4 protein-coding genes are annotated in these 3,319 nt (G+C 62.6%); 2 read left to right on the top strand and 2 right to left on the bottom strand.

Annotated features, from left to right (window positions below):
• Positions 1-179 (bottom strand): LysR family transcriptional regulator (locus tag AC1D1P_RS18510; RefSeq protein ID WP_477673972.1); only part of this gene is annotated, 179 nt, incomplete at its 3' end.
• A gap of 265 nt (positions 180-444) precedes the next feature.
• On the opposite strand from AC1D1P_RS18510, the gene AC1D1P_RS18505 reads away from it, so the two are divergent.
• Positions 445-1,500, top strand: a complete 1,056-nt coding sequence (locus AC1D1P_RS18505) for an asparaginase (RefSeq protein WP_477673971.1) — start codon at positions 445-447, stop codon at positions 1,498-1,500.
• An 81-nt stretch (positions 1,501-1,581) separates the two neighbouring features.
• Here AC1D1P_RS18505 and AC1D1P_RS18500 read toward each other — a convergent pair whose 3' ends face one another.
• Positions 1,582-2,355 (bottom strand): SDR family oxidoreductase, encoded by a 774-nt coding sequence (locus AC1D1P_RS18500; RefSeq protein WP_477673969.1) that lies wholly within the window; start codon positions 2,353-2,355, stop codon positions 1,582-1,584.
• Positions 2,356-2,500: 145 nt separating this feature from the next.
• Between AC1D1P_RS18500 and AC1D1P_RS18495 the strand changes: the two genes are divergently transcribed.
• Positions 2,501-3,319: LysR family transcriptional regulator (locus AC1D1P_RS18495; RefSeq protein WP_477673970.1), on the top strand; the 819-nt coding region annotated here is incomplete at its 3' end.

Below are 3,319 nucleotides of genomic sequence, written 5' to 3'. Positions count from 1 at the left end.
TCGGGCGTGGGGGCCAGCGTGCCCTTGCCGCGGGTAAAAAGTTTGTAGCCCAGTTGCAATTCCGTGTGCGCAATCGTCTTGCTGACGGCCGAGGGCGTGATGCAGATCAGCCGCGCCGCGGCGCTCATGTTGCCGGTCTGCATCACCGCCTGGAAGACTTCAAGTTGCCTGAGGTTCATGTCGCTGCGGGTATGTCGCTGCCGGGTCGCCGGAGACGCATGGGGCCATGCTGCTGAGGGGTGTGAGTTTTAGTCATACCCCTCGTTACATTATGCATCGCTGGGGACTGCCAGCGTCGCTACGATGAGCCACCTTTGGCCGCAAGGCCAGGGAAATCGCCGCACAGGCAGGTGAAACCGCTTGTTTTGCTCGCTGTGCGCAAAAAATCAGACAAATTCCATTTCCTTGGAGACATACATGCAAATAACCTCAACATTTCGTCACATGGGCGCCGCGCTTGGCCTGGTGGCGTTTACCACGCTCGGCGCGCCCGCGCTGGCGCAAACCGCCGCCAAACCCAATGTCGTGATCCTGGCCACCGGCGGCACCATTGCCGGCGCCGGCGCTTCGGCCCTGAACAGCGCGACCTACGCTGCCGCCAAGGTGCCGGTCGACAAGTTGCTGGCCGGGTTGCCGGAATTGGCCAACGTGGCCAACGTCAAGGGCGAGCAGGTCTCGCAAATTGCTTCCGAAAGTTTCACTAACGACAACCTGGTGAAATTGGGCAAGCGCATCTCGGCGCTGGTCAAGCAGTCCGACGTGGACGGCATCGTGGTGACCCACGGTACCGACACCCTGGAAGAAACCGCCTACTTCCTGAATCTCGTGATCCGCACCAGCAAGCCCATCGTGGTGGTCGGCTCCATGCGCCCGGGTACGGCGCTGTCGGCCGATGGTGCGCTCAACCTGTTTAACGCCGTCAGCGTGGCCGCCAGCAAGGATGCCGCCGGCAAAGGCGTGCTGGTCACGATGAACGACGAACTCCAGAGCGGCCGTGATGTCACCAAAACCATCAACATCAAGACCGAGGCCTTCAAGAGCCAGTGGGGCCCGCTCGGCATGGTGGTGGAAGGCCAGAATTACTGGTTCCGCGCGCCCGTGAAGCGCCACACCGCGCAGTCCGAATTCAACATTGATGATTTCGAGGCGCTGGCGCCGGTCGATATCGTCTATGGCTACGGCAACGTGCCGCGCTCCGCGGTGGACTCTGTCGGCAAGACTGGTATCAAGGCCCTGATCCACGGCGGCACCGGCAACGGCTCCGTGGCCGACCGTGTGGTTCCTGCGCTGCAGGAAGTTCGCGCCAAAGGCATCCAGGTCGTGCGCTCCTCGCGTGTGCCCGAAGGCTTTGTGCTGCGCAACGCCGAGCAGCCTGACGACAAGTACGACTGGGTGGTCGCGCATGACCTGAACCCGCAAAAGGCCCGCATCCTGGCCGCCGTGGCCTTGACCAAGAACATTGACAGCAAGGAACTGCAGCGCATCTTCTGGCAATACTGAGTTTTTGCGCAACCAAAAAAGGAGGGCGATGCCGGCAACGGCATCGCCCTCTTTTGTTTGCGCGGCGAGCGCGGGAAGTGCTTACAGCTGGCTCATGCCGCCGTCGACGATCAGCTCGGTGCCGACAATAAAAGCCGCATCAGGCGATGACAAATACACCACGGCGCTGGCCACTTCGTCGGGCGTGCCGAAGCGTTTCAGCGGCACTTGCGCCTGGATGCCGGCGGCCAGCGCATCGAGCTGGTCTGCAGGCACGCCAAGCTTGCCGTACAGCGGCGTCGTAACCGGGCCGGGGCTCACCACATTGACGCGGATGCCACGCGCCACCAGCTCACCCGACAGCGTTTTTGCCAGCGAAATCAACGCGGCCTTGCTGGCGGCGTAAACGCTGGAGTTGGGCATGCCGATGTGGGCATTGATCGATCCGTTCAGGATGATGGCGGCGCCCGTGTTCAGCAGCGGCGACAGCGCCTGGATCGCAAAGAATGCGCCTTTCACGTTGACGTTGAAGGTGTCGTCCCAGAGTGCTTCGTCTACGCTTTCCAGCGGGGCGAACTTGGCCAGGCCTGCGTTGATGAACACGGCATCCAGCGTAATGCCTTCGGCAACCAGCGCGGCGGCCAATGCMTTGGCCGAGCCGCTGGCCCCTGCGTCGTTGCGCAGGGCGATGGCGCCTGTGCCCAGTTGGGCTTTGGCTTGGTCCAGTGACACCTGGTCCCGGCCGGTGATGACGACCCGCGCGCCTTGCCCGGCGAATTGCAAGGCGGTGGCCAGGCCGATGCCGCTGTTGCCACCCGTGACCAGCACGGTCTTGTTGGCGAAGCGGGGTGTGAATGAAGTGGTTTGCGTGGTCATGTCGATTTCCTTTGTCTTGGGTGGAGGTTCCTGGTTCGGTGGGCTTCCTGCCTGCCGATGAGTCCAATGTAAGTTTCATCTTCTATTGGAGGAAGGCCGTAAAACTGATTTAATCATTCATCTTTTATGAATGATGGGGGTTGAAATGGACCGGCTGCGTGCGTTTGAGATGTTTGTCACCGTGGTGGGCCGCGGCAGTTTCACGCGTGCGGCCGATGCGCTGGACACCTCGCCGGCCAACGTCACCCGCTATATCAATGAGCTGGAAGCCCACCTCGGCACGCGCCTGCTCAACCGCAGCTCCCGCAAGCTCTCGCTCACCGAAAGCGGCGAAGCGCTGTATGAGCGCAGCAAGTCGATTCTTGAAGAGGTTGCCGACGCGGAGGCGCTGGCCTCGTCGGCAACCCTGCAGCCGCGCGGGCGCCTGCGCATCAATGCGCCTGTGAGCTTTGGCATCCGTCACCTGGCGCCGCTGTGGCCGCGCTTCATGCAAAGCTATCCGGAGGTGGAACTCGACATTGCCCTCAGTGACCGCGTGGTGGACATCGTGGAAGAAGGCTACGACCTCGCCATACGCATCTCGCGCACGGGGCCGGCCACCCATGCAGCCCGCAAGCTCGCGACTTCCTGCAACATCCTCTGTGCCGCGCCGGCCTATCTGAAAAAGCACGGTCACCCTGCTGTGCCCGCCGACCTCGCGGGCCATCGCTGCCTGGGCTACACCTATGCCGCCACCGCCAACGAATGGCATTTCATCGACGGCGAGGGGCGCCCCCATGTGGTCAAGGTCAACTACATCATGCACGCCAACAATGGCGATACCGCCCGCGAAGCGGCCGTGGCCGGGCTGGGCATCATCTGGCAGCCGGCCTTCCTCGTCGGGGAAGACCTGCGCGAAGGCCGGCTGGTGCCCCTGCTGCCGGGCTACCGCATGCCTGAAATCGATGTGCTGGCGGTCTACCCC

The sequence above is a fragment of the Polaromonas sp. P1_E1_2 genome (assembly GCF_056406035.1).
This window is presented reverse-complemented; position numbering and strand designations above follow the sequence as displayed.

Coding starts and splice junctions, on each gene's coding strand:
- AC1D1P_RS18505 (WP_477673971.1), top strand. CDS start 445: ATGGGCGCCGCGCTTGGCCTGGTGGCGTTTACCACGCTCGGCGCGCCC.